The sequence below is a fragment of the Pseudomonas sp. 05N36 genome (assembly GCF_056397385.1).
Map to the genome: position 1 here is coordinate 308,634 of NZ_JBFTNH010000005.1, position 22,453 is coordinate 331,086.

Genomic DNA, 22,453 nt, shown 5'->3' on the forward strand with positions numbered 1-22,453 from the left:
AGGATTGGCAACCCTGTTATTATCCACCGCAGGTTTTAACGCCATTTTCCTTCAGCCGATCACGAGCGAATTCATGAGCACTGACAAGACCAATCAGTCCTGGGGCGGCCGCTTCAGTGAACCCGTCGACGCCTTCGTCGCCCGCTTCACCGCCTCCGTCACTTTCGACCAGCGCCTCTATCGTCACGACATCATGGGCTCCGTCGCCCACGCCACCATGCTCGCCAAGGTCGGCGTGCTGACCGATGCCGAGCGCGACAGCATCATCGACGGCCTGAAGACCATCCAGAGCGAAATCGAGGCCGGCACCTTCGACTGGCGCATCGACCTTGAAGATGTGCACATGAACATCGAGGCGCGCCTGACCGACCGCATCGGCGTCACCGGCAAGAAGCTGCACACCGGCCGCAGCCGCAACGACCAGGTGGCGACCGATATCCGCCTGTGGCTACGTGACGAGATCGACCTGATCCTGAGCGAAATCACCCGCCTGCAAAAAGGCCTGCTGGAACAGGCAGAGCGCGAATCCGGCACCATCATGCCCGGCTTCACCCACCTGCAAACCGCACAGCCCGTGACCTTCGGTCATCACATGCTGGCCTGGTTCGAAATGCTCAGCCGCGACTACGAGCGTCTGGTCGATTGCCGCAAGCGCACCAACCGCATGCCGCTCGGCAGCGCCGCGCTGGCCGGCACCACCTACCCGATCGACCGCGAGCTGACGGCCCAATTGCTGGGCTTCGACGCTGTTGGCGGCAACTCGCTGGACAACGTCTCGGATCGTGACTTCGCCATCGAGTTCTGCTCGGCTGCAAGCATCGCGATGATGCACCTGTCGCGCTTCTCCGAAGAGCTGGTGCTATGGACCAGCGCACAATTCCAGTTCATCGATCTGCCTGATCGCTTCTGCACCGGCAGCTCGATCATGCCGCAAAAGAAAAACCCTGACGTCCCGGAACTGGTGCGCGGTAAAAGCGGCCGGGTGTTCGGCGCGCTGATGGGCCTGCTGACGTTGATGAAAGGCCAGCCATTGGCCTACAACAAGGACAACCAGGAAGATAAAGAGCCGCTGTTCGACGCCGCCGACACCTTGCGCGACTCACTGCGGGCCTTTGCCGACATGATCCCGGCGATCAAGCCAAAGCACGCCATCATGCGTGAAGCGGCACTGCGCGGCTTCTCCACGGCCACCGACCTGGCGGATTATCTGGTGCGCCGCGGCCTGCCGTTCCGTGACTGTCACGAAATCGTCGGTCACGCGGTGAAGTACGGCGTGGAAACCGGCAAGGATCTGGCAGAGATGAGCCTGGAAGAACTGCGCAAGTTCAGCGACCAGATCGAACAGGACGTGTTTGCCGTCCTGACGCTGGAAGGCTCGGTGAATGCCCGTAACCACATCGGCGGCACTGCGCCGGCGCAGGTGAAGGCCGCCGTGGTTCGCGGCCAGGCGCTGCTGGCCAGCCGCTAAACCGCTAAAAGCATCGCGAGCAGGCTCGCTCCCACAGGTTCAGCGTGATCCTTGTGGGAGCGAGCCTGCTCGCGATGACTGACTTCAGATCACTACAAGACTTACTTCCTGGAAGCGATCATCGCCAAAAACCCTGGCATCGCCGCTTCCTTGTCTGCCGCGATGCGCTTGGCATGCGGTGTCTGCTCCAATTGCTCAAGCAATGCCCTGGCGGCTGGCAACTCGGCCAGCAAATCCAGATCGAAGAGCTTTTTGCCAACCGCGCAGGCGATGCTGACGCTGTACAGGAAGTACAGGTCCGCCACGCTCAGGGTTGCGCCCGCGACGTACGGCGCGAACTTGCCGTGACGCCCCAGTGACGCAATCCCCAGCAGCAGCTCGGCCTTGGCTTTTTCCTTGATCGCTTCCGGCACCGGCATGCCGAAAAAGGCCTCAGGGAAACAGGCGCGAGCCGGTAGTTCGATGTACAGCTCGATTTCCTTGGCCAGCGCCAGAACCTGAGCCCGCTCGAACGGTGTTTTGGGCAGAAGCGCAGGACCCGATTGCGTGTCTTCGAGGTACTGGAGAATCACACTGGTCTCGTTGACGAACCCTTGTTCGACACCCAACACCGGAACCTTGCCACGCGGGCTGATGGCCAGCGCCTCAGGGCTTTGCCCGGCGTAAAACGCTACTTCCTCAAAGGGCAGGCCCTTTTCCAGCAACGCATGTTTGACCATGTTGTAGTAGTTGCTGACGGAAAATCCATAAAGCTTGAGCATCACATAGCCTCCAGGCCGTGCAGGGGGTTGGCAGCGACTGTTATAGAACGTCGGGAGCACTCTTGCCAGCAGCATCACACGGCTGAATGCAGGTAAACTGGCGACCTTTCCTTTTGGAGCCTGCCATGAGCGAGCCTAGCGATATCGACAACGACGAAGAAGAATTCGCCGAAACCACCCTGATCGAAGCCATCGAAAACCAGATCGAAAGCGACAACCCGCCAGCAGCCGAGGCGACGTTCAACAAACTGACCCTGGTCGGTTACGAGCGTGAAGAAATTCTGAACCTGATGGCCCACGTTCTGGCCGTTRAAATCGACGCACTCCTCGAAGAAGACCGCGCGTTCAATACCGAATGGTATGAAGCCGCGTTGCGCGCACTGCCAGAGTTGCCGCCAGAAAAGAAATAACCTCTATCGCGCGGGCACGGCTCTCATTGTGGCGAGGGAGCTGCGCCTGCAAGCTCGTTCAACTGCCTGCAACGAAAAGCTCTAAGGCAACACTGGACAGCTCGCCCGAGTGCGTTCACCTTAGGGGCGCTGTCGTCTATTCCTAGAAAGTCTGGAGTCCTTATGTCGCTTACCCCTGAGCTGGTTGCCGAACTGGAAATCCTTGCACTCTTCAACCTGGACAGTTCCCAGGAAGGTTTGAAAATTCATCAGACCGCTGCCCCGAAAGCCATTGCCGCCGCACAACGCCTGTTCGACAAAGAGTTGATCACCCAGCCCGATGGCGGTTATCTGACCAGCCTGGGCCGTGATGCCGCACAGAATATTCAGACCGTTCTGACCATTCTGTCTGTCCAAGAAACCGCATAATCGCTGCCGTATCGCCCACGGGAACCCCTGCTACGGGATTTCCGCGGGCAGACTGTCGCTCATCGATAGAAATTTGACGCCAGAAACCAAAATTCAGCTTAAAAGTCCCGAGCATCAGGCTGTAAACTGCCCATCGCCCTGAGACCTTCCCACGTTCGAGCACTGCGAGCCGGTTTGAGCTGACATGACCCGCACCCATGAAATCCGCCCTGATCTGGACGAAGGAATCGATCGCAAGGTTCTCAGCCAGTTGCGTGCGCGCTTTCTGAAGCTCAATGACGGCCGGCTGGCCCGTGCCATGGAAGGGTTGTCACCCCGCCAGCAAGGGGTTTTGACCCTGCTGCCGCTGTTCTTCCACGTCAATCACCCGCTGTTGCCAGGTTACGTCTCGGGCAGCACACCGGCCGGGCTGTCGAATTTCGAACCTGACGCCACGGCGCTCGCCGAAGCGCAACGCCTGACCCGCTCCTTCTCCTACAAGCCCCGCCACGGCAATCCGCCGCGGCCGATTCAGGGTTTGTTCCTGATGGGCAGCCTCGGCACGCTCGCCCAGGCCGATCAAAGCGACATGGACGTGTGGGTTTGCCACGCCCCGGACCTGAGCGAAAGCGAACTCGCCGAACTGCGTAAAAAATGCCAACTGCTCGAAACCTGGGCCGCCAGCCAGGGCGCCGAGGCGCATTTCTTTCTGATTGACCCGCAACGCTTCGTCCGCGGCGAACGCGACACCCAATTGAGCTCCGACGATTGCGGCACCACCCAGCATTACTTGCTGCTCGATGAGTTCTATCGCACCGCCATCTGGCTCGCGGGGCGCACGCCAATCTGGTGGCTGGTGCCAGTGTACGAAGAGGCCGGCTACGACCAGTACACCCATACATTACTGTCCAAACGCTTTATCCGCGCCGACGAAACCCTCGATCTCGGCCACCTGGCGCGGATTCCACCCGGCGAATTCATCGGGGCCGGGCTCTGGCAGTTGTTCAAAGGTATCGAGTCACCCTACAAATCGGTGCTCAAGCTGCTGCTGACCGAGGTCTACGCCAGCGAACACCCGAACGTTCAATGCCTGAGCCTGCGCTTCAAGCGAGCCGTATTCGCCAACCGTCTCGATCTGGATGAGCTCGACCCGTACATCGTGGTCTACCGGCGCATCGAGGAATACCTCACCGCCCGAGGCGAGCCGGAACGGCTGGAGCTGGTTCGGCGCGCCTTGTACCTCAAGGTCAATCGCAAGCTGACCGGCAACAGTGGTCAGCGCAGCAAAAGCTGGCAGCGCCTGCTGCTGGAGCGGCTGGCTGAAGAATGGGGCTGGGATCAGCGGCAATTGGCAATGCTCGACAGCCGCAGCAAATGGAAGGTCCGCCAGGTCAGCGCCGAACGCCGGGCCCTGGTGAATGAACTCAACTACAGCTACCGCTTCCTGACCCAGTTCGCCCGTACCGAGCAGAGCGTCAGCCTGATCAACAAGCGCGACCTCAATGTACTGGGCCGCAGGCTGTATGCCGCCTTCGAACGCAAGGCCGACAAGATCGAGTTCATCAACCCCGGGATCGCACCGGATCTTGCCGAAGACACACTGACCCTCGTCCAGTCAGCAAACAAGAAAGAGCCTGGGCAGAGCCACTGGGGTTTGTATAACGGCAATCTGGCTGCGCAGGAGTGGGAACATTTCGCGCCGATCAAGCGCAGCCGCGAACTGCTGGAACTACTGACCTGGTGCCACCGCAACGGCGTGATCGACAGCAGCACGCGCCTGGCCTTGCACCCCGGCAGCAGCGACCTGAGCGAGTTCGAGCTGTTCAATCTGCTGGGCAGCCTGCAACAGACCATCGCGCTGCCCCTGACCAGCGTCAGCGAAGAACAACTGCTGCATGCCAGCGTGCCGAGCGAGGTGTTGATTCTGGTGAACGTGGGCGTCGACCCGCTCAAGCACCACCGCGACCTGAACATCCTGATGACCACCGAGCGCACAGACTCGCTGAGCTACGCCGGGGTGCGCGAGAACCTGGTGCTGACCCTTGACCAGGTCACGCTCAACAGCTGGAACGAAGTGCTGGTCAGCCGCTACGACGGCGCCCACGCCCTGCTCGATTGCCTGCGCGATTACCTCAACACTCTGCCAAGCGGCCCACAGCAACCTCGACTGCGAGTGCGCTGCTTCTGCCATAACCGCGCGCAGTTCATCGCCCAGCGTGTCGAAGAAGTCCTCGATACCGCGCAGAACCTGCTGCTCAGCAAACTCAATCATCGCTACCTGATCCAGGTCCAGCAGCATTACCACGTGCTGGAACTGGTGCCCGGCCAGGTCAATCATGTCGCGCTGGCCAGCCTGCCGGCACTGCTCGATTACCTGAACCAGGACCTGACCCGCTACAGCCCGCTGCAACTGGACCCGATGGCGCTGGCGGATCACGACCTGGCGCTGATCCTGTCGATGGGCCAGCCCGACTGCATTCAGGTGTTTTACCGCATCAACGATGCCCACGCCGAGTTGTACGTGCTGGATGAATTCAATGCCCTGTGGCAACAGCGCCAGCCGTATCACGACGAGCAAAGCCTGCTGGTGCCACTGCAACGTTTCCTGCAATCGATCCTGTTTCGCCGTGACGCGCTGTTGCCGATGGACCCTGCCCAACCGGTGGCCGCCCTGGAAACCCTGTACTACCAACTGCTGCCATCGGGCACCAGCCGGGCACGCCGGGTCGAGCCGCGCCCGGCACCGCAAACACCGGTGAACAAGCCGTTCTACGACGTCCAGGCAATCGTCGGCAAAGCCGTACCGGGGCAAGGCCAGGTCACCCTGTATTGCAATCAGCGGGAGTTTTCCGAGCTGGAACATGGCGACCAGCTATTTGCCATGGTCGCGCAGGAGATCGTCGGGCAGCGTCGCGAGGCGCAACACTATCGCTGCTACATCACCGACCTGGACCTGTCCGGCCTGCTCGGTGATGGTCAGAGTTCCAGCAATCTTTACCTGCGCTACAAGGCAGACCTGGAGCGCGCATTGAACAAGGCGCTCGAACAGGCCTGAGGCGTGTCAGAACGTGCAGTCGCCGCCATTCTTGGGTTGCGACTCAACCTCAAGCAGGGTCAGCTTCAAGGTCTTGCCACCCGGTGCCGGCCAATCGATGTGCTGGCCAACCTTCAAACCGAGCAACGCGCTGCCTACCGGCGCGAGAATGGAAATCCGGCCTTCGTCGGCATTGGCGTCCTGTGGATAAACCAGGGTCAGGTGATAGTCCTTGCCGCTGCTTTCTTCACGGCAATGCACACGCGAATTCATGGTCACGACATCGGCAGGCACTTCGTCGTGACCGACCAGCGTATCGGCGCGATCCAGTTCGGTTTGCAGCGCGATAACACCTGGCAGCGAGTCATCCAGGCTGTCGATCAAACGCTCCAGACGTTGCACGTCCAGACGGGTAAGGATGATGGAAGGTGCGGTCATGATTAAGGCAGACTCCTTTTTTCTGCACGACAAAAGCAAAACCCCGCCAGAAATAGGCGGGGTTTTCACGGGCCTCGATGAGTTGAGGCGTATCCGGACACTATCACAGCTCAAAAAATATACAAGCCGCCGCCCCCCCAACCAACCAACCACTCAGGCCAACCACCCCCACTCAGGCCGGCCGGTAGGCCGCCGTGCTGTTGCTGTTGCTGTTGCTGTTGATCTTGATCCACCCGCCCCTTCGGGAGGCCGAATGGAGGTGTTCATCAGGGGGTGGGCGCGCAGCGCCGTACGGCGCAGCCGGACACATCGAGAGGAGGTCGTCGCGAAGCAGACCGTAGGCGATGCCCCCTGATGGACACCGGAGTGAGGTGCCGKACGCTTGGGGCGAGACCTTTGSTTMCTTTGGGCTGGGCCGGCACTCCGRCGTTTGCCAAAGKGASWCGCCGTMAGGGCGRAACCGTAAGTGGCCGTTACCGCAGAAATGGATATGTACACCTGCGGGAGATTGGTCGGCTATCAGGCCGCCATCGCGAGCAGGCTCGCTCCCACAGTTTTGATTGGTGTACATCCACGAGAGATTGGTCGGCTGTCAGGCCGCCATCGCAGGCAAGCCAGCTCCCACAATTTCGATTGGTGTACATCCGCGGGAGGTTGGTCGGCTGTCAGGCCGCCATCGCGAGCAAGCTCAGCTCCTACAAGGACGAGGACTAGCGCGGGGCTGAGTTTTTGCGTTGTTGAGCCTGGGCGCAAATCACCCGGCGGCGATCATCGTCCGCCGAGCGCCATTCGCGAATATCTTCGACGTGGCGGAAACAGCCCAGGCAGACTTTCTGCTCGTCCAGCCGACAGACGCTGGTGCACGGCGAAGGCACCGCCGCGCTGACATTGCTGTACAGCGGCTTTGGCGGTCGGACGGGTGCTGCCTCAGTCACCAGATCACAACCCTTCGAAATCAAGCTTGGCGCCGGCCTGCTCGCCGACAATGCGCTCAAGCATCTCGCCGAGCTGCTCTTCGCTCTTGTCACACATCCAGCGTTCGCTTTCTTCGTCATAGTCGAAGTGGAAGCCGCCGGACACGGCCGCCAGCCACAGCTGACGCAGCGGCTCCTGGCGACTGAAGATCAACTGGCTGCCGCTTTCGAACTTGACGGTGAGCACACCGGCCGAGCTTTCCAGATCAACATCCAGGCCACTGTCATCGAAAATATCCTCCAGCGTTTGCTGGGTGGCATCGACCAGATCGTGGAAACGGGCTTCAGTCAAACTCATTGCGGGAACCTCAAAAAGTGTCTACTCACGCTCAAGCGCCGCAAGATACGGCCGAGCCCCAGCGATTGCAAAGGATACCGACCAAGCATCGGACAAGAGTAGAAAATATCGACACGCCTTGCGCCGCTTGATCGCGTGCCCAGGCAAAGGCCCGCCGGACGGGTGGTCCGTCGCATAGGCAAGCTGCCGGGTGGCCGGTATACTCCGGCGCAATTAACGCATTTTCAAGGATTTCGCCATGAAGCGCCTGATCTCTTCCCTTGCTGCGCTCGTCGCGGTTGCCTGCCTTGTCACTGCCTGTGGTCAAAAAGGGCCGCTGTATCTGCCCGATGACAGCAAATCGCCTGAAGAACAGGCGAAGTCGTCGCAGTCCAAAGCGCACCAGCACAGCACCAGTACCAGCACCTACTAAGGGAACATCATGGACGCTTTTAACTACCGTGACGGTGAGCTGTTCGCGGAAGGTGTTGCCCTGTCCGCCATCGCCGAACGCTTTGGCACACCGACCTACGTCTACTCCCGCGCGCACATCGAAGCCCAGTACCTGGCGTTCGCCGACGCTCTGGCCGGTACGCCGCACCTGGTCTGCTTTGCGGTCAAGGCCAACTCCAACCTGGGTGTACTGAATGTCCTGGCGCGTATGGGCGCCGGTTTCGACATCGTCTCCGGTGGCGAGCTGGAACGTGTTCTGGCCGCCGGTGGCCAGGCCGACAAGATCGTTTTCTCCGGCGTCGGCAAGACCCGTGAAGACATGCGTCGCGCCCTGGAAGTCGGCGTGCACTGCTTCAACGTCGAATCCACCGACGAGCTCGAGCGCCTGCAAGTTGTCGCGGCCGAGCTTGGCGTTCGCGCGCCGATCTCGCTGCGGGTCAACCCGGACGTCGATGCCGGCACTCACCCGTACATTTCTACCGGTCTCAAAGAAAACAAGTTCGGCATCGCCATTGCCGACGCCGAAGACGTATATGTCCGTGCCGCCCAACTGCCTAACCTGGAAGTGGTCGGTGTCGATTGCCACATCGGTTCGCAACTGACCACCCTGCCGCCCTTCATCGATGCCCTCGACCGCCTGCTGGCGCTGATCGACCGCCTGGGCGATTGCGGAATCTACCTGCGCCACATCGACCTCGGCGGCGGTTTGGGCGTGCGTTATCGCGATGAAGAGCCGCCATTGGCTGCCGACTACATCAATGCCGTACGCGAACGCATCGACGGTCGCGACCTGACGCTAGTGTTCGAGCCGGGCCGTTTCATCGTCGCCAACGCCGGCGTGCTGCTGACCGAGGTCGAGTACCTCAAGCACACCGAACACAAAGACTTCGCCATCGTCGACGCGGCCATGAACGACCTGATCCGCCCGGCGCTGTATCAGGCCTGGATGGACGTCACGGCCGTGCGCCCGCGCGCAACGCCGGCACGCGCCTACGACATCGTCGGGCCAATCTGCGAAACCGGCGACTTCCTCGCCAAGGACCGTCAGCTGGCACTCGAAGAAGGCGACTTGCTGGCCGTGCATTCGGCCGGTGCGTACGGGTTTGTCATGAGCTCCAACTACAACACTCGCGGCCGCGCTGCTGAAGTGCTGGTGGACGGTGATCAGGCAATCGAAGTGCGTCGCCGCGAGACAGTAGCCGAGTTGTTTGCTGGCGAAAGCCTGCTGCCGGAGTAAACCCATGCTGCTGCGTTTTACCAAGATGCATGGCCTGGGCAACGACTTCATGGTCCTCGACCTGGTCAGCCAGCACGCGCACATTCTGCCCAAGCACGCCAAGCAATGGGGCGACCGGCACACCGGTGTCGGTTTCGACCAGTTGCTGATCGTCGAAGCGCCGAGCAACCCGGATGTGGATTTCCGTTACCGGATCTTCAACGCCGACGGCTCCGAAGTCGAGCAATGCGGCAACGGTGCGCGCTGTTTTGCGCGCTTCGTTCTGGACAAGCGCCTGACCGCCAAGCGGCAGATTCGCGTCGAGACCAAAAGCGGCATCATCGAACTGGATATCCGCAACGACGGCCAGATCAGCGTCAACATGGGTGCACCGCGCCTGGTGCCGGCAGACATTCCATTCCAGGCGCCCGCTCAGGCCTTGAGTTATCAGGTCGAGGTCGACGGCCAGACCGTCGAACTGGCCGCAGTCTCCATGGGCAATCCCCACGCGGTAGTGCGGGTCAGTGACATCAACAACGCGCCGGTGCATGAGCTGGGACCGAAAATCGAAAACCACCCGCGCTTCCCGGCGCGGGTCAATGTCGGTTTTCTCCAGGTCATCGACCGGAGCCGTGCGCAGTTGCGCGTCTGGGAACGCGGCACCGGGGAAACCCAGGCCTGCGGGACCGGGGCCTGCGCTGCCGCAGTGGCCGCGATCAGCCAGGGGTGGATGGATTCGCCGCTATTGATCGACCTGCCTGGCGGGCGCTTGTCCATTGAATGGGCAGGTCCTGGCCATCCGGTGATGATGACCGGCCCGGCAGTACGCGTATACGAAGGACAAGTGCGTCTTTGAGTGAGCGAAATACATGACTGATCAGCCTCAGGTTCCAGCCCCACAGCCCGACGAATCCCCTTCCGAAAGCCTGGAGGCGGCGGCGATTGCCGCGTACCTGGAGGCTCATCCGGATTTCTTCGTCGAGCACGAAGAACTGCTCCCGGCGCTACGCATTCCGCACCAGCGCGGCGACACCATCTCGTTGGTCGAGCGCCAGATGAAAATTCTGCGCGAACGCAACATCGAGATGCGCCATCGCCTCTCGCAACTGATGGACGTCGCCCGCGACAACGACCGGCTGTTCGACAAAACCCGCCGACTGACGCTCGCCTTGATGGACGCCAGCAGCCTGGACGACGTGGTCATCAGCGTCGAAGACAGCCTGCGCCAGGATTTCCAGGTGCCCTTTGTCAGCCTGATCCTGTTCAGCGACGAGCCCCTGCCGGTCGGCCGCTCGGTGACCAGTGCCGACGCACAAAAGGCCATCGGTGGCTTGTTGTCGGAGGGCAAAACCGTCAGCGGCAGCCTGCGCGAACACGAGCTGGACTTCCTGTTTGGTGAAGAACAGCGCAAGCAGATCGGCTCCACGGCGGTGGTCAGCATCAGCCATCAAGGCCTGCACGGTGTCCTGGCGATTGCCAGTCGCGATCCGCAGCACTACAAAAGTTCGGTAGGCACGCTGTTCTTAAGCTACGTCGCTGAAGTCATGGGCCGCGTACTGCCTCGGGTCAACACTTCGCTACGCTCGGTACGCTGACCATGGAACGACAACTGGACGCCTACTGCGAGCACCTGCGCAGTGAGCGTCAGGTGTCGCCTCACACGCTGAAAGCCTATCGGCGCGACCTGAACAAGGTCCTGGCGCACTGCAAAAAACAGGACATCGGCAGCTGGACCGCGCTGGACATCCAGCGCCTGCGCAGCCTGATCGCTCGCCTGCACTCGCAAGGACAATCCTCGCGCAGCCTGGCGCGGCTGCTGTCGGCGGTACGCGGGCTCTATCACTACCTGAACCGCGAAGGCCTCTGCGACCACGACCCGGCCAACGGCCTGGCGCCCCCCAAGGGCGAGCGCCGCCTGCCGAAAACCCTCGACACCGACCGGGCGCTGCAACTGCTCGATGGCGCCGTGGAAGACGACTTCATGGCGCGCCGCGACCAGGCGATTCTTGAGCTGTTCTACTCGTCCGGTTTACGCCTGTCGGAGCTGACCGGGCTCAACCTTGAACAGCTCGACCTGGCGGACGGCCTGGTGCAAGTGCTCGGCAAGGGCAGCAAAACCCGGGTGCTGCCCGTCGGCAAGAAAGCCCGCGAGGCCCTGGAATTGTGGTTGCCGCTGCGCGCCATGGCGAACCCGGTGGACGATGCGGTATTCGTCAGCCAGAAAGGCCGGCGCCTCGGCTCACGGGCCGTTCAGGCACGGGTTAAAGCTGTCGGCGAACGTGAGCTGGGGCAAAACCTGCACCCGCACATGTTGCGACACTCCTTCGCCAGCCACTTGCTGGAGTCCTCGCAAGACTTGCGCGCAGTGCAGGAATTGCTCGGCCACGCGGACATCAAAACCACACAGATCTACACCCACCTGGACTTCCAGCACCTGGCCACGGTCTACGACAGCGCCCATCCACGGGCCAAACGCATCAAAGGCGATGAGCAATGACAATCCAACTGATCACCTTCGACCTCGACGACACCCTGTGGGACACCGCCCCGGTGATCGACAGCGCTGAAGCGGTGCTGCGCCAGTGGCTGGCCGAGCACACGCCCAGCCTCGGTGCCTTGCCGGTTGATCACTTGTGGACGATTCGCGAGCGGGTATTGAGCCACGAACCAAGCCTCAAGCACCGCATCAGCGCCCTGCGCCGCCGAGTGCTGTTTCACGCACTGGAAGAAGCCGGTTACACCCATGAGCAGGCCAGCGAGCTGGCCGATCAGGGCTTCGAAGTGTTTTTGCACGCACGGCATCAACTGGAAATCTTCCCCGAGGTGCAACCGACGCTGGAGATTCTGGCCAATCACTACGCCTTGGGCGTGGTCACCAACGGCAATGCGGATGTGCGCCGCCTAGGGCTGGCGGATTACTTCAAGTTCATCTTGTGCGCAGAGGATATCGGCATCGCCAAACCCGATGCCCGGCTGTTCCACGAAGCCCTGAAACGCGGCGATGTAACAGCAGAGGCCGCGGTGCATATCGGCGATCATCCGGGCGATGACATTGCCGGCGCTCAGCAGGCGGGATTGCGGGCGATCTGGTTCAACCCGGCCGGTAAAGCCTGGGAAGCCGACAAGGCGCCCGATGCCGAGATTCGCAGTTTGACCGAGTTGCCGGCACTGTTGGCGCGGTGGGACAGCCAACACCGACCATAAATGACACACAATCCCTGTGGGAGCGAGCTTGCTCGCGATAGCGGAGTGTCAGCCGACATCAATTCTGAATGTTATGCCCTCATCGCGAGCAAGCTCGCTCCCACAAGGGTTGCGCCATGCATAAAACTTTTCCTTCACCCATGAAAAAGCCCGCAGCGACGGCGGGCTTTTTCAGCAAACACGTAGCAGGCGCTTAGATAGGCCGGCTGCCGTACTTGTTATCAGGCTTCTTTGGCGGATCCGCCACCACGTTGGCCTCGACTTCCTGAACCTTGCCGCCTTTGGCAAGGAACTCTTCCATCGCGCGCGCCAGAGCATCACGCTCTTTGTTCTTGGCCTCGACACTCGGCAGCTCGTCTACCGACACCGCAGCCTTGGCCTTGCCTTTGGCGGTCGGGACCGGCGTGTCATCACCGACATCGTCGTCAGCAACGTCTTCCGCCGCTGCTTCCAGGCCTTCTTCGGTCTCGTCTTCGTCGCCTACTTCGAGGTCGTCGTTTTCCAGATCATCGTCGCTCATGTTCTACCTCATGACTTGCGAAAAGCAGATTAGTTATAGCCCAGCTTTGTCGTCTGTCGACGACCGCCGGAAAAAAATCAACATCCGCTGGTAACCAGCGGTTTATGCCTCTTCACCGTGCACGGTGGCGAGGACTTTGCGAGCACCACCATGATCGCGGTGCTCACCCAGATAAACACCTTGCCAGCTCCCTAACGCCAATCGGCCTGCCCTGATCGGCAGACTCAACTGACAGCCTAGCAATCTGGCCTTGAAGTGCGCCGGGAGGTCGTCCAGGCCTTCGTCGTTATGCTCATAGCCAGCTGTTCCTTGTGGGACCAGCCGATTGAAAAACCGTTCGAAGTCGCGACGTACCGCCGGATCGGCGTTCTCGTTGATGGTCAACGACGCCGAGGTGTGCTGCAGCCACAAATGCAACAGACCGACCCGACATGCCTGGAGTTCAGGCAGGCCGGCGAGTAACTCGTCCGTTACCAGATGAAAGCCCCGGGGCCGTGCCCGCAGGGTTATCAGCGTCTGTTGCCACATACAGTTCTCCGCACGTTCGGGGCGCATTCTAGCGCGCTCTGGGAAAAAACAAAGGCCCTAATATTCCTTCAATCATGTAAGTCATTGGCCGCAGAAAAACGCCCGCCACAAACACCACTAAACGTGTACGAAAAAACCTTTCAGCCGTACTTTCGAAGACAAATCCCAGACAAAAAAATGCCCGGCAAGCCGGGCAAATTTTTATGCGCTTGCTTACATGTTGTAGCCGCGCTCGTTGTGAAGTGCCAGATCGATACCCACCGACTCTTCTTCCTCGGTAATGCGCAGCCCCATGACGGCGTCGAGCACCTTGAGGATGACGAACGTGGCGATCGCGGTGTAGATCACCGTGAAACCCACGCCTTTGCACTGAATCCAGACTTGTGCCGCAATGTCGGTCACGGTGCCGAAGCCACCCAGCGACGGGGCCGCGAATACACCCGTGAGGATCGCGCCGAGGATACCGCCGATGCCGTGCACGCCGAAGGCGTCGAGGGAGTCGTCGTAACCCAGTTTGCGTTTCAGGGTCGTGGCGCAGAAGAAGCACACCACACCCGCTGCCAGACCAATGATCATCGAGCCCATCGGGCCAACAGTGCCCGCAGCCGGAGTGATCGCAACCAGACCGGCAACCACGCCCGAAGCGATACCCAGTGCGCTAGGTTTGCCGTGGGTCAGCCACTCGGCGAACATCCAGCCCAAGGCCGCTGCAGCGGTAGCAATCTGAGTCACCAGCATGGCCATACCGGCAGTGCCGTTGGCCGCCGAGGCGGAACCTGCGTTGAAACCGAACCAGCCCACCCACAACATCGCGGCGCCCATCAGGGTGTAACCGAGGTTGTGCGGAGCCATCGGAGTGGTCGGGAAGCCTTTGCGCTTGCCCAGTACCAGGCACGCCACCAGACCTGCGACACCGGCGTTGATGTGGACCACGGTGCCGCCCGCGAAGTCGAGCACGCCCCAGTCACCCAACAGCGAACCCGGACCGCTCCAGACCATGTGTGCGATCGGCGCGTAAACCACGGTGAACCAGATGCCCATGAACACCAGCATTGCGGAGAACTTCATCCGCTCGGCGAAGGCGCCGACGATCAGCGCCGGGGTGATGATGGCGAAGGTCATCTGATAGGTGACAAACACCGCCTCGGGGAACAGCGCCGTAGGGCCGGTAATACTGGCAGGCGTAATGCCGGCAAGGAACGCCTTGGCGAAGCTGCCGACAAAGGAATTGAGGTTGACGACGTTGACTTCCATACCCGTGGTGTCAAACGCCATGCTGTAGCCATAGAGGAACCACAGGATGGTGACCAGGCCGGTAATGGCGAAGCACTGCATCATCAACGAAAGAACGTTTTTGGAACGAACCATGCCGCCGTAGAACAGCGCGAGACCTGGAATGGTCATGAACAGCACGAGGGCAGTAGAGGTCAACATCCAGGCGGTATCGCCGGAATTGAGGACTGGAGGAGCCACCGGATCTGCCGCCATGGCCAGGCCGGGCATTACGATGGACAACAGGGCTCCTAGCCCTGCGAATTTACGCAGAGTCATTTTGTTTTCTCCTGGGGCGTTGGGTTTGGCGGCTTAGATTGCGTCGGTATCGGTTTCGCCGGTACGGATGCGAATAGCCTGTTCCAGATTGACCACGAAAATCTTGCCGTCACCAATCTTGCCGGTGTTGGCCGCCTTGGTTATCGCCTCGATAACCCGGTCCAGATCCTTGTCGTCAATGGCGACATCGATCTTCACCTTGGGCAGGAAATCGACCACGTATTCCGCCCCGCGATACAGCTCGGTGTGACCCTTCTGCCGACCGAAGCCTTTGACCTCAGTGACGGTAATGCCCTGCACGCCGATCTCGGACAACGACTCGCGTACGTCGTCCAGTTTGAACGGCTTGATGATGGCAGTGACTAGCTTCATGAAAACTCTCTCCCGAATTGGTGGACTTGCCCCAGGAAAACAAACCCGACTCAAGTCTAAGCGCAGTGCCTGGCTTTGTAACGCATCGTCGGCCCTACTCGCCCGACCGACGCCAGTTAACCGTTCCTGACGAAACTCCCCGCTCCGCCTGCCGCACTGCATTCGTCACAGCGACTGCATCAGTGCATGGGTCACAAGGGACTAAGCAGAAAGCTTGCCATCTCGTGAAAAACCAATGATTTCAATCCTTTGGCCGCTGCCGCAGGTGCTAATGCCTCATCACTGCCAGCGATACGCACAACAACAGTGCGCGAATGCCCGGCAACATGCGCGAAAAGCGTGCATTCGTGCCTGCGCCAATGACTATAGACACTGCGTGATACACTGCCCGCCATTGTTTCCAGGACATTTCTCATGCTCGCACCCAAAGACTTCCTTGATGCCCTGAGCGGCACTGCCTCCCGCCTGTTCAGCGGCAAAACCCCGCTGCCAAAAAGCGAAATCGAAAGCCAGTTCAAAGCCCTGCTGCAAAGCGGCTTCAGCAAACTGGACCTGGTGAGCCGGGAAGAATTCGACAGCCAGATGGTCGTCCTGGCGCGCACCCGGGCACGCCTTGAGAGCCTTGAGGCAAAAGTCGCCGAGCTGGAAGCCAAGCTGAATCCACCCGCCGAATAACCCACAACCCCCTGTGGGAGCGAGCCTGCTCGCGATTAGGGTCGGTACGACCCTCCTGCTATTTCTGGATTCAGCTCTACTTCCAGGCTGAGTCCTACAAAAACACCACCGCTTTCCGATTGCGCCGCACAACTCCGGTTTCTAAGCTCACTTCAGCTGAATGTTCAGCACTGGGTTTGGCGACCTGGAAAGCGTAAGGTGCACGACGACCATCCGATGGCGGGCTCTTTTTGTCCGTCACTCGATTCATGGCGGCTGTGCGTGGGAGATCTTCGGGTCTGCCGGGTTCCTTTTGCTCCGGTTCGCCAACCCGCGTATAGCTGCCACCTAATCGTTTGGCGACGATTGCTGGCAGCCCCTTAAGCAAAAGGAGCTGCATCGATGAATAGCAATGACGCCTACCTGATCCCTCACGTCTTCACCCGCCACAAACTCCACCTCCACGCCCTGCTGCTGGAAAACCAGCCTTGGTTCAGTGCCCGCGACCTCGGTCGATTGCTTCGGCTGTTCCTCGACGAACGCGCGCTACGCAAACTCGACCCTGATCAACACCAAACCGCGACAATGCACATCCACGGCTGCATCGAACATACGCTGCTGATCAGCGAATCCGGCGTCTACGCGCTGCTGGTTTATCACTACTGCCCCGAATACCGGGGCCTGCGCGAATGGCTGACCCACGACGTGGTCCCAGCCCTTAGAGACGCCCAGCAACCCACCACAGCCGAACGCCCGATACTGAGCCTGCTGAACTGGCCGGAAATGTCGCTAAGCTTGCTGCACTGGAACAACCAGCCGTGGATCCGGCTGCAGGATGTTCCACACCTGTTGCCGGAGGGGGAGCGACCACGACGTATGGTCAATGCCCCGTGGTGGAAACGCGCTTCACGGGTGCTTCAGTCGCTTTAATGAACATCTGGGTGGCTCGCCGCCTAAATGGCTAATGCCAGTCAGTTAAGAGATCCAGGGCGCGACGTATGACCCGTAGCAGCCTTCGGCAGCTGCTACGGATCGCGTTACGGCTTAACTGACAGGCATTAGTCTAAATAGTGGTTCTTTTCACCCCCGAAATTCTTAAACCGACATCCGCAACATCCTGCGAAGGTTTCGCTCCTCAGCCGCCGCGCTAAACCACTACGTCGCAACTACCCTTCAAAAAAACCGCAGGAAGCGGTTCTCGTCAGCTCAAGGAATGATCATGTCTCTGGCTATCGTCCACAGCCGCGCCCAGATCGGTGTGGAAGCGCCCGCCGTTACCGTAGAAGTCCATCTGGCCAACGGCTTGCCGTCGCTGACGATGGTGGGGTTGCCGGAAGCTGCGGTGAAGGAAAGCAAGGACCGGGTGCGCAGTGCGATCATCAATTCCGGGCTGCAATTCCCGGCGCGGCGCATCACCTTGAATCTTGCCCCGGCCGATTTACCGAAGGACGGCGGGCGATTCGATCTGGCGATCGCCCTGGGGATTCTGGCTGCCAGTGTGCAGGTGCCGACCCTGACGCTGGATGACGTGGAGTGTCTGGGTGAGTTGGCGCTGTCCGGCGAAGTTCGGGCGGTTCGAGGTGTGTTGCCGGCGGCACTGGCGGCGCGCAAGGCTAGACGATCGCTGATGGTGCCGCGGGCAAATGCCGAGGAAGCGTGCCTGGCGTCAGGACTGAAGGTCATTGCGGTGGATCATCTGCTGGAGGCAGTCGCGCATTTCAATGGCCACACGCCCGTAGAACCGTTTGTGTCCAATGGATTGCTCTACGCCAGCAAACCCTACCCCGATTTAAATGAGGTACAGGGCCAGATTGCGGCCAAGCGTGCCTTGTTGATCGCTGCTGCGGGGGCTCATAACCTGTTGTTCAGCGGACCACCAGGGACGGGGAAAACCCTGCTGGCGAGTCGTTTGCCCGGGCTGCTGCCGCCACTGGCTGAGAGCGAAGCGCTGGAAGTCGCGGCGATTCAATCGGTCGCCAGTTGTGTGCCGTTGAGCCATTGGCCGCAACGTCCGTTCCGCCAGCCACACCATTCGGCGTCCGGCCCGGCACTGGTGGGCGGAGGCTCAAAACCGCAGCCCGGTGAAATCACCCTCGCCCACCACGGCGTCCTGTTCCTCGATGAGCTGCCGGAGTTTGATCGCAAGGTGCTGGAGGTGCTGAGAGAACCGCTGGAATCAGGATGCATTGTGATTTCCCGAGCCCGTGACCGCGTGCGTTTTCCCGCGCGTTTTCAACTGGTGGCGGCAATGAACCCGTGCCCCTGTGGATATCTTGGCGAACCGAGCGGCCGCTGTTGCTGCTCACCGGACCAGATCCAGCGTTATCGCAACAAACTGTCGGGACCGCTGCTGGATCGAATTGATCTGCACCTGACGGTCGCCCGAGAAGTCACGGCGTTGAATCCAGCGGTAAAACCCGGCGATGACACCGTAACCGCCGCCGCCCTGGTCGCGGACGCAAGGGAGCGACAATACAAACGCCAAGGCTGCGCCAATGCCTTCCTCGACCTGCCAGGCCTGCGCCAACACTGCACGTTATCCACAGCCGATGAACACTGGCTGGAAAACGCGTGCGAGCGATTGACCTTGTCGCTACGAGCGGCACACCGACTGCTCAAGGTAGCGCGCACCCTGGCGGACCTTGAGCAGGTCGATGGCATCACCCGCGAGCACCTGGCCGAGGCGTTGCAGTATCGACCGACCAGCCACTAGTCGAGGTTATTCCTTGGTGAGATCCACCAACGGCGTTTGCCGCACTTCAGTCTCCCGCGTCCCCTGAATTTCACTCACCCGCTTCAACGCTTTATCCACAGCCGCTTTATCCGCCAGCAAGCTATAGCTGATCTGGAACTGCTTCTGCTCCTTGGCGGCAATCGTCGGCACCAGGTTCAGAGGCCGCTGATACCGACGGTTATAGGAAAAACTCGTCCCCGGCTCCAGCCCCGTGACATAGCCCTGGCCTTGGGTATCGGTGTTTTTCCACAGGGAGAACACCGGCAATTGCTTGGTATTGAAGCCTACCGACACCCCGAGGCTGCCCGCCTTGTTGTGCAGCACGGTCAGCGTATCGCCCTTGGTATCGGCATACGGCACGACGTTGTAGACGGTTTCGTCGTAGTCCTTGGTCGGCGCGCGGTAGGTTTGCCAGTCGGGCAAATCCCCCTTGGCCTTGTCGTTGAACGGTGACACCTGTTTCACCGGCGCAGCGAAGCGGGCGCCCTGTTCCAGGAACGGGGTGCTGAAGTTGCTGTGGTAGAGCGCCTGGTATTCCTTCGGATAGTCGCCGTTGTTGGTCAGGGTATCGTTGAGGGCGAAGTGCACACTGCCGGGTTCGGTGACCAGTTCAGTCATCACCGAGAAGTCGACCTTCTTGAACGCCTGCTCTTTCAACTCACCGCGCAGGCTGATGGCGTAAGGCGGTTTTTCATCAATGTGCAGCGTGACTTTACTGGCCGGAATGTTCGCGGCGCGGCCATGCAGGGTCAGCAGTTCGCCGTTGTCCATGCCGGGGTGACCGACCCATTCGTAGCCGCAGCGGGTGACCAGTTCATTGAAGCCTTCGAGCCAGCCCAGTCCGCCACGCCCGTTGAGTTCGATAAAGGACGGATTGACCACGTCCTTGACCGGCGAATCCCAACCCATACGCACATTACCCACCGACGCCTGCAGGACGTTCATCCCACGGGTCGGCACCACCGAGAGTTTCATCGTGCCGTTATCAATGTCGACGATGCTGACGCCCTCCTGCCGACCGCCGTGCAGGGTGCGCAGGGTCACGGAGAACGGTTTGTCGGTCTTCACACCGAGCTGTTGGCTAGTGATTTGCTGGTTCTGGGCAGCCTTGTCGGTGTCGAGCAGCACGTAATCCCAGGCCATGACGTGGGAGGCAGCGGTCATTGCGCCGAGCGTGACGAGCAGTTTGAGCGGGGTCATGGGGAAAACCTTTCTTGGAGTTGTGCAGTTTTTATAGCGCTGATGAAACGTTTCAGCAAGCATAAAAACAGCGCAACACCCGCAAACCTCAGTCGACGGATTCAATCGCCAACAACAGGCTTGCCAGCGATGGCAATTCCGGAAGTGCCTCAGCGAAAACGATCAACCTCATGCCGCAAATCCGCCGCCAGCTTCTCCAGCTCCTTGGCGGTGATCGCCAGGTTCGACACCACTTCACGCTGCTCACTGTTGGCGAGGGCAATGCTTTGCAGGTTGCTGCTGAGCAAGGTCGCGGTACTGCTCTGCTCCTGGGTGGCTGTAGTGATCGCAGCGAATTGCTGGCCGGCCGAGCGGCTTTGTTCGTCGATCCGTGCCAGCGCCGACGCAACATTGGCGTTGCGCGTCAGGCCTTCGCGCATCAGCAGGTTGCCTTGCTCCATGGTGCTGATGGCGTTACCGGTTTCCTGCTGGATGCTTTGGATCATCCCGGAAATTTCGTCTGTCGCTTCGCGAGTGCGCGAGGCCAGGTTGCGCACTTCGTCTGCCACCACTGCAAAACCACGGCCCTGTTCGCCGGCACGCGCGGCTTCGATGGCAGCGTTGAGCGCGAGCAAGTTAGTTTGATCGGCAATCGCGGTAATCACCCCGACAATGCCACCGATTTCCTGGGAGCGCTGACCCAGGGTGTTGATCACCGTCGCCGTGCTATTGAGAGCACTAGCAATCTGCTCAAGGGACGAAGAGGCTTCTTCCATCGAGGTACGACCGATCCTTGTCTGTTGTGCGTTTTCCTGGGCCAGACGCTCGGTGTTGCCCATGTTGTCAGCGATGTTCAGCGAGGTCGCACTGAACTCTTCCACAGCGCCGGCCATGCTGGTGATTTCACCGGACTGCTGCTCCATCCCTTCATACGCACCGCCGGACAACCCGGACAATGCCTGCGCGCGACTGTTGACCTCTCCCGAGGCCTTGCGGATGTGCTCGACCATGGTCGATAAAGCTTGGCTCATCTGATTGAAGCTGCGCGCCAGTTGACCGATTTCATCCTGGCTCGACACGTTCAAACGCACGCTCAGATCACCCGCGCCCAAGGCTTCGGCCTGCCGCACCAGATCACCCAGCGGTGCCAGTTTGCTGCGCAACAGCCAGACTGCCGCGCCCACTGCCAGCAGCATCGCCAGCAGGCTGCCAATGGCCAGGCGGATACCGACGCTCCAGGTCACTGCACGGATTTCGCTTTTCGGCATGCTCGCCACCACCGACCACGGCCCGCCCTCGAACGGCACCGCAACGCTGTAGAAGTCTTCGGACTTGTCGCTCCAGAACGCGCCCTGCCCCGGCGTCCTGGCCAAACCAGCGATGGTCGAAGTCGCCTGGTCCAGCGCCTGCACGCCGGCCGGCGGCACCAGCCATTTGTTTTGCTCATCGAGCAGCGCCAGTGAACCGCTCTGGCCGATGCGGAAGCACTTGAGGTTGTCGAACTGCGCGCTCTGCGCATCGGTGTAATCGAAACCCACGAACAACACCGCGATCACCCTGCCGCTGCTGTCGCGCACGGGGGTGTACTGCGTCATGTAGGAACGATCGAACAGCAAGGCCCGGCCGACATAGCTCTGCCCCGCCATCAGCCGCTGATAGGCCGGGTGCGCATGGTCGAGCAGCGTGCCGATGGCGCGGGTGCCGTCCTGCTTGCTCAACGAGGTGCTGACCCGAATGAAGTCCTCGCCGCTGCGCACGAACAACGTCGCCACGCCGGCAGTCATTTGTTTGAACTCATCGACCTTGTCGAAGTTGTTGTTCAACACTTCGTTGCCCAGATGCAGGCCCGGTGTCTGCACGCCCGCCACCGTCACCGGCTGCTCCGGGTGCACGCTCAAACCGCCGCTGAAACGCTTTTCAAACAACCCGCTCAGGCGCTGGGTGCTTTCGCGCAGGGTGCCGTGGAAAGTGCTCAACTGGTCAGCCAGCAACCGCGCCTCACTGGCCAGATGCTCTTCACGCGTGTCGAGGTTGGCAGAATCCAGCGAGCGCAGGGCGAACACCGTGCTGCCGCTGATGACGACCGCCAGGATGACGGCAAGGGCAAGCCCCAATTGTGACGCGATCCGGGCACGAGGTTGAGACATGACAGCTCCTGGCCGAGGAGCCGGATCATCCTGATCGCGTCGCGTGGCTCGGCAAAATATCCAGTAATAGGGGAAGCGCGAAACCTTTCAGAACGAAGGTTCCACTTTCAAGGATTCGGCGGCACGGATGAATACTTGAGCGACTC

At 60.5% G+C, this 22,453-nt stretch carries 23 protein-coding genes; 13 read left to right on the forward strand and 10 right to left on the reverse strand.

Annotated features, from left to right (window positions below; genetic code table 11):
• Positions 1-73 precede the first annotated feature (73 nt).
• Positions 74-1,468 (forward strand): argininosuccinate lyase, encoded by a 1,395-nt coding sequence (argH, locus tag AC1DIH_RS09830; RefSeq protein ID WP_477771535.1) that lies wholly within the window; start codon positions 74-76, stop codon positions 1,466-1,468.
• Positions 1,469-1,569: 101 nt separating this feature from the next.
• Here the strand turns inward: argH and AC1DIH_RS09835 are convergent, their stop codons facing one another.
• On the reverse strand, positions 1,570-2,229 hold the full coding sequence (locus AC1DIH_RS09835) for a glutathione S-transferase family protein (protein ID WP_477771536.1): 660 nt from the start codon (positions 2,227-2,229) through the stop codon (positions 1,570-1,572).
• A gap of 125 nt (positions 2,230-2,354) precedes the next feature.
• On the opposite strand from AC1DIH_RS09835, the gene AC1DIH_RS09840 reads away from it, so the two are divergent.
• The 3 genes from AC1DIH_RS09840 to AC1DIH_RS09850 all read left to right on the forward strand — a co-directional run bounded on the left by AC1DIH_RS09840 (position 2,355) and on the right by AC1DIH_RS09850 (position 6,081).
• Complete coding sequence (locus AC1DIH_RS09840) at positions 2,355-2,639, forward strand: hypothetical protein (protein WP_477771537.1); 285 nt, start codon at positions 2,355-2,357, stop codon at positions 2,637-2,639.
• Between the two features lie 162 nt (positions 2,640-2,801).
• Positions 2,802-3,047 carry a TIGR02647 family protein gene (locus AC1DIH_RS09845; protein ID WP_019694230.1) on the forward strand — a complete coding sequence of 82 codons (246 nt, stop codon included), beginning with the start codon at positions 2,802-2,804 and terminating at the stop codon, positions 3,045-3,047.
• Between the two features lie 184 nt (positions 3,048-3,231).
• On the forward strand, positions 3,232-6,081 hold the full coding sequence (locus AC1DIH_RS09850; protein WP_477771538.1) for a class I adenylate cyclase: 2,850 nt from the start codon (positions 3,232-3,234) through the stop codon (positions 6,079-6,081).
• A 6-nt stretch (positions 6,082-6,087) separates the two neighbouring features.
• Here AC1DIH_RS09850 and rnk read toward each other — a convergent pair whose 3' ends face one another.
• The 3 genes from rnk to cyaY form a co-directional block, all read right to left on the reverse strand.
• Positions 6,088-6,498 carry a nucleoside diphosphate kinase regulator gene (gene rnk / locus AC1DIH_RS09855; RefSeq protein WP_123581052.1) on the reverse strand — a complete coding sequence of 137 codons (411 nt, stop codon included), beginning with the start codon at positions 6,496-6,498 and terminating at the stop codon, positions 6,088-6,090.
• Positions 6,499-7,208: 710 nt separating this feature from the next.
• Positions 7,209-7,433 (reverse strand): DUF1289 domain-containing protein, encoded by a 225-nt coding sequence (locus AC1DIH_RS09860; RefSeq protein ID WP_477771539.1) that lies wholly within the window; start codon positions 7,431-7,433, stop codon positions 7,209-7,211.
• Between the two features lie 4 nt (positions 7,434-7,437).
• Complete coding sequence (cyaY, locus tag AC1DIH_RS09865) at positions 7,438-7,770, reverse strand: iron donor protein CyaY (protein WP_054594615.1); 333 nt, start codon at positions 7,768-7,770, stop codon at positions 7,438-7,440.
• 238 nt (positions 7,771-8,008) lie between these two features.
• Between cyaY and lptM the strand changes: the two genes are divergently transcribed.
• From lptM to AC1DIH_RS09895, 6 genes are read left to right on the forward strand one after another with little or no spacing between them, the layout of a single operon-like run.
• On the forward strand, positions 8,009-8,182 hold the full coding sequence (lptM, locus tag AC1DIH_RS09870; RefSeq protein ID WP_019694236.1) for an LPS translocon maturation chaperone LptM: 174 nt from the start codon (positions 8,009-8,011) through the stop codon (positions 8,180-8,182).
• Between the two features lie 9 nt (positions 8,183-8,191).
• Complete coding sequence (lysA, locus tag AC1DIH_RS09875; protein WP_477771540.1) at positions 8,192-9,439, forward strand: diaminopimelate decarboxylase; 1,248 nt, start codon at positions 8,192-8,194, stop codon at positions 9,437-9,439.
• Positions 9,440-9,443: 4 nt separating this feature from the next.
• The gene (gene dapF, locus AC1DIH_RS09880) at positions 9,444-10,274 is read left to right on the forward strand and encodes a diaminopimelate epimerase (protein WP_427529669.1); all 831 of its coding nucleotides are present in this window, start codon (positions 9,444-9,446) and stop codon (positions 10,272-10,274) included.
• A gap of 13 nt (positions 10,275-10,287) precedes the next feature.
• Positions 10,288-11,013 carry a DUF484 family protein gene (locus AC1DIH_RS09885; RefSeq protein ID WP_477771541.1) on the forward strand — a complete coding sequence of 242 codons (726 nt, stop codon included), beginning with the start codon at positions 10,288-10,290 and terminating at the stop codon, positions 11,011-11,013.
• Between the two features lie 2 nt (positions 11,014-11,015).
• Positions 11,016-11,915, forward strand: coding sequence for a tyrosine recombinase XerC (xerC, locus tag AC1DIH_RS09890; protein ID WP_477771542.1), 900 nt, complete (start codon positions 11,016-11,018; stop codon positions 11,913-11,915).
• A complete protein-coding gene (locus AC1DIH_RS09895) occupies positions 11,912-12,622 on the forward strand; it encodes an HAD family hydrolase (RefSeq protein WP_477771543.1) in 711 nt (236 codons plus the stop codon). The genes xerC and AC1DIH_RS09895 overlap by 4 nt, the downstream gene beginning before the upstream one ends.
• Before the next feature lie 193 nt (positions 12,623-12,815).
• On the opposite strand, the gene sutA is transcribed toward AC1DIH_RS09895, so the two are convergent.
• The 4 genes from sutA to glnK form a co-directional block, all read right to left on the reverse strand.
• Positions 12,816-13,142: a transcriptional regulator SutA gene (gene sutA / locus AC1DIH_RS09900; protein WP_427529661.1), complete on the reverse strand. Its 327-nt coding sequence runs from the start codon at positions 13,140-13,142 to the stop codon at positions 12,816-12,818.
• Positions 13,143-13,244: 102 nt separating this feature from the next.
• On the reverse strand, positions 13,245-13,670 hold the full coding sequence (locus AC1DIH_RS09905) for a secondary thiamine-phosphate synthase enzyme YjbQ (RefSeq protein WP_477771544.1): 426 nt from the start codon (positions 13,668-13,670) through the stop codon (positions 13,245-13,247).
• A 213-nt stretch (positions 13,671-13,883) separates the two neighbouring features.
• The gene (locus AC1DIH_RS09910) at positions 13,884-15,221 is read right to left on the reverse strand and encodes an ammonium transporter (RefSeq protein WP_477771545.1); all 1,338 of its coding nucleotides are present in this window, start codon (positions 15,219-15,221) and stop codon (positions 13,884-13,886) included.
• A 33-nt stretch (positions 15,222-15,254) separates the two neighbouring features.
• The gene (glnK, locus tag AC1DIH_RS09915) at positions 15,255-15,593 is read right to left on the reverse strand and encodes a P-II family nitrogen regulator (protein WP_002555808.1); all 339 of its coding nucleotides are present in this window, start codon (positions 15,591-15,593) and stop codon (positions 15,255-15,257) included.
• 414 nt (positions 15,594-16,007) lie between these two features.
• Between glnK and AC1DIH_RS09920 the strand changes: the two genes are divergently transcribed.
• From AC1DIH_RS09920 to AC1DIH_RS09930, 3 genes are all read left to right on the forward strand, one after another.
• On the forward strand, positions 16,008-16,268 hold the full coding sequence (locus AC1DIH_RS09920; RefSeq protein ID WP_477771546.1) for an accessory factor UbiK family protein: 261 nt from the start codon (positions 16,008-16,010) through the stop codon (positions 16,266-16,268).
• A 381-nt stretch (positions 16,269-16,649) separates the two neighbouring features.
• A complete protein-coding gene (locus tag AC1DIH_RS09925) occupies positions 16,650-17,177 on the forward strand; it encodes a BRO-N domain-containing protein (RefSeq protein ID WP_477771547.1) in 528 nt (175 codons plus the stop codon).
• 187 nt (positions 17,178-17,364) lie between these two features.
• Positions 17,365-18,960, forward strand: coding sequence for a YifB family Mg chelatase-like AAA ATPase (locus tag AC1DIH_RS09930; RefSeq protein ID WP_477771590.1), 1,596 nt, complete (start codon positions 17,365-17,367; stop codon positions 18,958-18,960).
• 6 nt (positions 18,961-18,966) lie between these two features.
• Here the strand turns inward: AC1DIH_RS09930 and AC1DIH_RS09935 are convergent, their stop codons facing one another.
• Together AC1DIH_RS09935 and AC1DIH_RS09940 are read right to left on the reverse strand one after the other, a co-directional pair.
• Positions 18,967-20,181: an aldose 1-epimerase family protein gene (locus AC1DIH_RS09935; protein ID WP_477771548.1), complete on the reverse strand. Its 1,215-nt coding sequence runs from the start codon at positions 20,179-20,181 to the stop codon at positions 18,967-18,969.
• Positions 20,182-20,330: 149 nt separating this feature from the next.
• Entirely contained in the window at positions 20,331-22,307 is a 1,977-nt protein-coding gene (locus AC1DIH_RS09940) for a methyl-accepting chemotaxis protein (protein ID WP_477771549.1), read from the reverse strand.
• Between the last annotated feature and the right edge of the window lie 146 nt (positions 22,308-22,453).

Bases quoted from the DNA above. Each gene is read 5' to 3' on its own strand.
- AC1DIH_RS09935 (WP_477771548.1), bottom strand. From the start codon at position 20,181: ATGACCCCGCTCAAACTGCTCGTCACGCTCGGCGCAATGACCGCTGCC.
- AC1DIH_RS09905 (WP_477771544.1), bottom strand. From the start codon at position 13,670: ATGTGGCAACAGACGCTGATAACCCTGCGGGCACGGCCCCGGGGCTTT.
- sutA (WP_427529661.1), bottom strand. From the start codon at position 13,142: ATGAGCGACGATGATCTGGAAAACGACGACCTCGAAGTAGGCGACGAA.
- AC1DIH_RS09835 (WP_477771536.1), bottom strand. From the start codon at position 2,229: ATGCTCAAGCTTTATGGATTTTCCGTCAGCAACTACTACAACATGGTC.
- cyaY (WP_054594615.1), bottom strand. From the start codon at position 7,770: ATGAGTTTGACTGAAGCCCGTTTCCACGATCTGGTCGATGCCACCCAG.
- AC1DIH_RS09910 (WP_477771545.1), bottom strand. From the start codon at position 15,221: ATGACTCTGCGTAAATTCGCAGGGCTAGGAGCCCTGTTGTCCATCGTA.
- dapF (WP_427529669.1), top strand. From the start codon at position 9,444: ATGCTGCTGCGTTTTACCAAGATGCATGGCCTGGGCAACGACTTCATG.
- lysA (WP_477771540.1), top strand. From the start codon at position 8,192: ATGGACGCTTTTAACTACCGTGACGGTGAGCTGTTCGCGGAAGGTGTT.
- rnk (WP_123581052.1), bottom strand. From the start codon at position 6,498: ATGACCGCACCTTCCATCATCCTTACCCGTCTGGACGTGCAACGTCTG.
- lptM (WP_019694236.1), top strand. From the start codon at position 8,009: ATGAAGCGCCTGATCTCTTCCCTTGCTGCGCTCGTCGCGGTTGCCTGC.
- glnK (WP_002555808.1), bottom strand. From the start codon at position 15,593: ATGAAGCTAGTCACTGCCATCATCAAGCCGTTCAAACTGGACGACGTA.
- AC1DIH_RS09845 (WP_019694230.1), top strand. From the start codon at position 2,802: ATGTCGCTTACCCCTGAGCTGGTTGCCGAACTGGAAATCCTTGCACTC.
- AC1DIH_RS09895 (WP_477771543.1), top strand. From the start codon at position 11,912: ATGACAATCCAACTGATCACCTTCGACCTCGACGACACCCTGTGGGAC.
- AC1DIH_RS09925 (WP_477771547.1), top strand. From the start codon at position 16,650: ATGAATAGCAATGACGCCTACCTGATCCCTCACGTCTTCACCCGCCAC.
- AC1DIH_RS09885 (WP_477771541.1), top strand. From the start codon at position 10,288: ATGACTGATCAGCCTCAGGTTCCAGCCCCACAGCCCGACGAATCCCCT.
- AC1DIH_RS09850 (WP_477771538.1), top strand. From the start codon at position 3,232: ATGACCCGCACCCATGAAATCCGCCCTGATCTGGACGAAGGAATCGAT.
- AC1DIH_RS09920 (WP_477771546.1), top strand. From the start codon at position 16,008: ATGCTCGCACCCAAAGACTTCCTTGATGCCCTGAGCGGCACTGCCTCC.
- xerC (WP_477771542.1), top strand. From the start codon at position 11,016: ATGGAACGACAACTGGACGCCTACTGCGAGCACCTGCGCAGTGAGCGT.
- argH (WP_477771535.1), top strand. From the start codon at position 74: ATGAGCACTGACAAGACCAATCAGTCCTGGGGCGGCCGCTTCAGTGAA.
- AC1DIH_RS09940 (WP_477771549.1), bottom strand. From the start codon at position 22,307: ATGTCTCAACCTCGTGCCCGGATCGCGTCACAATTGGGGCTTGCCCTT.